Raw genomic sequence first — 6409 nt, forward strand, 5'->3', positions numbered from 1 at the left:
GCACCCACCCGCAGCGCCCCGCGTCGGGCCCGGGCCCGCAAGGCCGGGTGGTACGGGTGGGTGGGTGGGAGAGCCCGTGCCGCGGTGGCGGTGAGGCCCGGGTGGGAGGGCAGGGCCCTACGTCACCGGGGCCTTCGCCCTCAGCACCGTGAGGAACTCCCGCATCCACCCCGAGTGATCCGGCCAGGCCCTGGCCGAGACCAACGTGCCGTCGACCACCGCCTCCGCGTCCTGGAACGTGGCCCCGGCCGTCTGCATGTCGAGTTCCAGGGCCGGGTAGGCCGTGACGCGGCGCCCCGCGAGGGCTCCCACGGCCGCGGTGAGCAGGGGCCCGTGGCAGATCTGGGCCACCGGCTTGTCCGCGTCGAAGAAGGCCTTGAGGATCTTGCGCAGCTCCGGGTCGCCGCGCAGGTACTCCGGGGCCCGGCCGCCGGGCACCACCAGGGCGGCGTACTGCCCGGGGTCGACATCGGCGAAGGCCAGGTCGGCGGGCCAGGTGTAGCCCGGCTTCTCCGTGTACGTGTCGAAGCCCGGCTCGAAGTCGTGCACGACGAACCGGAGCTTCTTGCGGGACGGGGCCGCGATGTGGACGTCGTACCCCTCCTCGCGCAGTCGCTGGTACGGGTAGAGGACCTCCAGCGACTCCGCCGCGTCACCGGTGACGATCAGGACTTTGGCTGCCATGCGTGCTCACTCCCTCGTCGCTCCTGTGTGCTCCCCGCGTACTCCTTGCGTGCTCCATGCGTGCTCCCGCTCGTCAACGTGCCTCCGTCGGGGGCGTTTGCCAAGGGGGCCGCCGGGCAGCCGGGCGGGGACCGAGGAGTCCGGTCCGGCCCCGGCCGGAGCCCGGCGAGGACAGGAGCGGCCCACGAGGGACCGGGAGGACAGGTGGCCTAGGAGGAATCGGGAGGACGAGCACTGTGCAGAGTGTCAAAGTTCGGGGCCTGGTTTTGTACACATACGGCTCATGACGAGTTCCCGGTGGGGGGCGATAGCCTTGTCCCGTGATCAGCGCGATATCCCGCGGAGGCACGGCCGCCTCCGCCCTGCGCCCGATACGCACGGAGGACATCCGTGCCGGGCGCCTCGCTGACGTTCACCCGCGGTGCGGACAGCGCGTTCGGCGCGACCCCCAGGACCGGTCGGCGAAGTCCCCGGAATTGGCGGAATCCCGCCCGCTCACCGCTCGACGAGACATAACGTCGACACCGGCCGGAGACCCCGCGTCGCGGCGTCATGTCACATCACTTCCTTCTACGTCACGCAACGGCGCGCGACAGGAGTCAGAGGACAATGCAGACCAAGCTGGACGAAGCCAAGGCCGAGCTGCTCGCGCGAGCCGCCCGGGTAGCTGAGAACAGCCCGGTCGGGGGGCGCCTGCCAATGGGAGCACCGACCGGGCCGAAGGGCGACGGCGCGGCCGGCGGGCCGGGCCCGGCCGCCGGGGCCGGCCAGGCGGACCCGGACACGGTGCTCGCCTTCCTCCAGCGCTACTACCTGCACACCGCCCCCGAGGACCTCACCGACCGCGACCCGGTCGACGTCTTCGGCGCCGCCGTCTCGCACTACCGCCTGGCCGAGACGCGTCCGCAGGGCACCGCGAGCGTCCGCGTGCACACGCCCACCGTCGAGGAGAACGGCTGGACGTGCAGCCACTCCGTCGTCGAGGTCGTCACCGACGACATGCCGTTCCTCGTGGACTCCGTGACGAACGAGCTGTCCCGGCAGGGCCGCGGTATCCACGTCGTCATCCACCCGCAGATCGTCGTACGCCGCGACCTGACCGGCAAGCTCCTGGAGGTGCTGCCGGAGGCGCCGACCGCGGCGGGCTCCGAGCGGCCGCACGACACGCTCGTCGAGTCCTGGATCCACGTCGAGATCGACCGCGAGACCGACCGCTCGGACCTGAAGCAGATCACCAACGACCTGCTGCGCGTCCTGAACGACGTCCGCGAGACGGTCGAGGACTGGGAGAAGATGCGCGACTCCGCGCTGCGCATCGCCGACGCCCTGCCGAGCGAGCCGACCGCGTCCGACGTCCGCGAGGGCGAGGTCGAGGAGGCCCGCGAGCTGTTGCGCTGGCTGGCCGCCGACCACTTCACCTTCCTTGGCTACCGGGAGTACGACCTCACGGAGGACGACTCCCTGGCCGCCGTGCCCGGCACCGGCCTCGGCATCCTGCGCTCCGACCCCAAGCACAGCGGCGACGACCACCACCCGGGCGGCCCGTCCTTCAACCGGCTGCCCGCCGACGCCCGCGCCAAGGCCCGCGAGCACAAGCTGCTCGTCCTGACGAAGGCCAACAGCCGCGCCACCGTGCACCGGCCGTCGTACCTGGACTACGTGGGCGTGAAGAAGTTCGACGCCAAGGGCAACGTCGTCGGCGAGCGCCGCTTCCTCGGCCTGTTCTCCAGCGTCGCGTACACCGAGTCGGTGCGCCGCGTGCCCGTCATCCGCCGCAAGGTCGAGGAGGTCCTCAGGGGCGCGGGCTTCTCGCCCAACAGCCACGACGGCCGCGACCTGCTGCAGATCCTGGAGACGTACCCGCGCGACGAGCTGTTCCAGACGCCCGCGGACGAGCTGCGGTCGATCGTCACCAGCGTCCTGTACCTCCAGGAGCGCCGCCGCCTCCGGCTCTACCTGCGCAAGGACGAGTACGGCCGCTACTACTCGGCGCTGGTCTACCTGCCGCGCGACCGCTACACCACCGGCGTGCGGCTGCGGATCATCGACATCCTCAAGGAGGAGCTGAACGGCGCCAGCGTCGACTTCACGGCCTGGAACACCGAGTCGATCCTGTCCCGCATCCACTTCGTGGTCCGCGTGCCCAAGGGCGGCGAGGTCCCCGACCTGTCCGACGCCGACGTCGAGCGCATCGAGGGCCGCCTGGTGGAGGCCGCCCGCTCCTGGGCCGACGGCTTCGGCGAGGCGCTGACCGCCGAGTTCGGCGAGGAGCGCGCGGCGGAGCTGCTCCGCCGGTACGGCGGCGCGTTCCCCGAGGGCTACAAGGCCGACCACACCCCGCGCTCCGCGGTCGCCGACCTGGTGCACCTGGAGGAGCTCCAGCGGGGCAACAAGGACTTCGCGCTCAGCCTGTACGAGCCGGTGGGCGCCGCCCCCGGCGAGCGCCGCTTCAAGATCTACCGCTCGGGCGGCCAGGTCTCGCTGTCCGCGGTGCTGCCCGTGCTCCAGCGCCTGGGCGTGGAGGTCACCGACGAGCGCCCCTACGAGCTGCGCTGCGCGGACCGCACGAACGCCTGGATCTACGACTTCGGCCTGCGCATGCCCAAGTCGGGCAACGGCAACGGCGACTACCTGGGCGACGACGGCCGCGAGCGCTTCCAGGAGGCCTTCGCCGCCGCCTGGACCGGCGAGGCCGAGGTCGACGGCTTCAACTCCCTGGTGCTGCGCGCCGGTCTGACCTGGCGGCAGGCGATGGTGCTGCGCGCCTACGCCAAGTACCTGCGCCAGGCGGGCTCCACGTTCAGCCAGGACTACATGGAGGACACCCTCCGCAACAACGTCCACACCACGCGGCTGCTGGTCTCGCTCTTCGAGGCGCGGATGTCGCCGGAGCGCCAGCGCGCGGGCACCGAGCTGACCGACGGGCTCCTGGAGGAGCTGGACGGCGCCCTGGACCAGGTGGCGTCGCTCGACGAGGACCGCATCCTGCGCTCCTTCCTCACCGTCATCAAAGCGACGCTGCGCACCAATTTCTTCCAGTCGGCGGCGGGCGGCAGGCCGCACTCCTACGTCTCCATGAAGCTCGACCCGCAGGCCATCCCCGACCTGCCCGAGCCGCGCCCGGCGTACGAGATCTGGGTGTACTCGCCGCGGGTGGAGGGCGTGCACCTGCGCTTCGGCAAGGTCGCGCGCGGCGGCCTGCGCTGGTCCGACCGGCGTGAGGACTTCCGTACGGAGATCCTCGGCCTGGTCAAGGCGCAGATGGTGAAGAACACCGTGATCGTGCCGGTGGGCGCGAAGGGCGGCTTCGTCGCCAAGCAGCTCCCCGACCCGTCGGTGGACCGCGACGCCTGGCTCGCCGAGGGCGTGGCCTGCTACAAGATCTTCATCTCGGCGCTGCTCGACATCACGGACAACCTGGTCGCGGGCGAGGTCGTGCCCCCGGCCGACGTGGTGCGCCACGACGAGGACGACACGTACCTCGTCGTCGCGGCCGACAAGGGCACGGCGACGTTCTCCGACATCGCCAACGAGGTCGCCCAGAGCTACGACTTCTGGCTCGGCGACGCCTTCGCCTCCGGCGGCTCGGCCGGCTACGACCACAAGGGCATGGGCATCACCGCCCGCGGCGCCTGGGAGTCGGTGAAGCGGCACTTCCGCGAGCTGGGCTGCGACACGCAGAGCGAGGACTTCACGGTCGTCGGCGTCGGCGACATGTCCGGTGACGTGTTCGGCAACGGCATGCTGCTCTCCGAGCACATCCGCCTGGTCGCCGCCTTCGACCACCGGCACATCTTCATCGACCCGAACCCGGACGCGGCCGCCTCCTACGCCGAGCGCCGCCGCCTGTTCGAGCTGCCCCGCTCCAGCTGGGCCGACTACGACAAGGAGCTGCTCTCCGCGGGCGGCGGCGTCTTCCCGCGCTCCGCCAAGGCGATCCAGCTCAACGCGCACATCCGCGAGGCCCTCGGCATCCCCGCGGGCAGCGGCAAGATGACGCCCGCCGAGCTGATGCAGGCCATCCTGAAGGCGCCGGTGGACCTGCTGTGGAACGGCGGCATCGGCACGTACGTGAAGTCGACGGCCGAGTCGCACGCGGACGTCGGCGACAAGGCCAACGACGCCATCCGCGTCAACGGCGCCGACCTGCGCGTGAAGGTCGTCGGCGAGGGCGGCAACCTGGGCCTCACCCAGCTCGGCCGGATCGAGTTCGCGCGCGCCGGCGGGCGCGTCAACACCGACGCCATCGACAACAGCGCGGGCGTGGACACCTCCGACCACGAGGTGAACATCAAGATCCTGCTGAACGCCGTGGTCCAGGCCGGGGACATGACGGTCAAGCAGCGCAACAAGCTGCTCGCCGAGATGACCGACGAGGTCGGCCACCTGGTGCTGCGCAACAACTACGCGCAGAACACCGCGCTCGCCAACTCCGTCTTCGAGGCGCCCTCGCTGCTCCACGCGCACCAGCGGTTCATGCGCCGCCTCGGCCGCGAGGGCCGGCTCGACCGCTCCCTGGAGTTCCTGCCCGCCGACCGGCAGATCCGCGAGCTGCTCGGCTCGGGGCGCGGCCTGTCGCAGCCGGAGCTTGCCGTGCTGCTCGCGTACACGAAGATCGTGACGGCGGAGGAGCTGATCCAGACCTCGCTGCCGGACGACGCCTACCTGCGGCGGCTGCTGCACGCGTACTTCCCGAAGGCGCTGCGGGAGAAGTTCCCCGAGCAGGTCGACGCGCACGCGCTGCGCCGCGAGATCATCACGACGGTGCTGGTCAACGACACCGTGAACTCCGGCGGTTCGACGTTCCTGCACCGGCTGCGCGAGGAGACCGGCGCCTCCCTGGAGGAGATCGTCCGGGCGCAGCTCGCCGCGCGGGAGATCTTCGGCCTCGGCGAGGTGTGGGACGCCGTCGAGGAGCTGGACAACGTGGTGGCCGCCGACGTGCAGACCCGGGTGCGGCTGCACTGCCGCCGCCTGGTCGAGCGCGGCACGCGCTGGCTGCTCAACAACCGGCCCCAGCCGCTCCAGCTCGCCGAGACCGTCGACTTCTTCCGCGACGGCGTCGCGCAGGTGTGGGCGGCGCTGCCGAAGCTGGTGCGCGGCTCGGACCTGGAGTGGTACGAGAGCATCCGCGAGGAGCTGACGGGCGCGGGCGTGCCGGACGAGCTGGCCCGGCGCGTGGCCGGGTTCTCCTCGGCCTTCCCGGCGCTCGACATCGTGGCCGTGGCCGACCGCATGGGCAAGGAGCCGCTGGCCGTCGCCGAGGTGTACTACGACCTCGCCGACCGGCTGCGCATCACCCAGCTCATGGACCGCATCATCGAGCTGCCGCGCAACGACCGCTGGCAGTCCATGGCGCGGGCCTCGATCCGCGAGGACCTGTACGCGGCGCACGCCGCGCTGACGGCCGACATCCTGGCCGTGGGCAACGGCTCCTCCACGCCGGAGCAGCGCTACCAGGCCTGGGAGGAGAAGAACGCCGCGATCCTGGGCCGGGCGAAGACGACCCTGGAGGAGATCCAGAGCTCCGACTCCTTCGACCTGGCGAACCTGTCGGTGGCCATGAGGACGATGCGCACGCTGTTGCGTACGCATTCCTAGCCTGTACGTTGCCGGGGGGGGGGGGGCGCGCCGCCGGGGGGGGGGGGGGGCCGGGGGGGGGGTGGGTGGGGGGGGGGGGGGGCCGGGCCCCCCCCCCCCCCCCCCCGCCCCGCCCGCGCCCGCG

General features: G+C 71.7%; 2 protein-coding genes. One reads left to right on the forward strand and one right to left on the reverse strand.

The features are described from left to right. Window positions 1-117: 117 nt before the first annotated feature. Window positions 118-684 (reverse strand): DJ-1/PfpI family protein, encoded by a 567-nt coding sequence (locus QK440_RS33210; RefSeq protein ID WP_282796961.1) that lies wholly within the window; start codon window positions 682-684, stop codon window positions 118-120. 609 nt (window positions 685-1293) lie between these two features. On the opposite strand from QK440_RS33210, the gene QK440_RS33215 reads away from it, so the two are divergent. Further along, window positions 1294-6285 (forward strand): NAD-glutamate dehydrogenase, encoded by a 4992-nt coding sequence (locus tag QK440_RS33215; protein WP_282796962.1) that lies wholly within the window; start codon window positions 1294-1296, stop codon window positions 6283-6285. Window positions 6286-6409 lie beyond the last annotated feature (124 nt).

Origin of the sequence: Streptomyces sp. CC224B (assembly GCF_030010595.1) — a bacterium.
Taxonomy (GTDB): domain Bacteria; phylum Actinomycetota; class Actinomycetes; order Streptomycetales; family Streptomycetaceae; genus Streptomyces; species Streptomyces longispororuber.

Excerpts from the sequence above, each read along its gene's own strand:
- QK440_RS33215 (WP_282796962.1), top strand. The coding sequence starts at position 1,294 with ATGCAGACCAAGCTGGACGAAGCCAAGGCCGAGCTGCTCGCGCGAGCC.
- QK440_RS33210 (WP_282796961.1), bottom strand. The coding sequence starts at position 684 with ATGGCAGCCAAAGTCCTGATCGTCACCGGTGACGCGGCGGAGTCGCTG.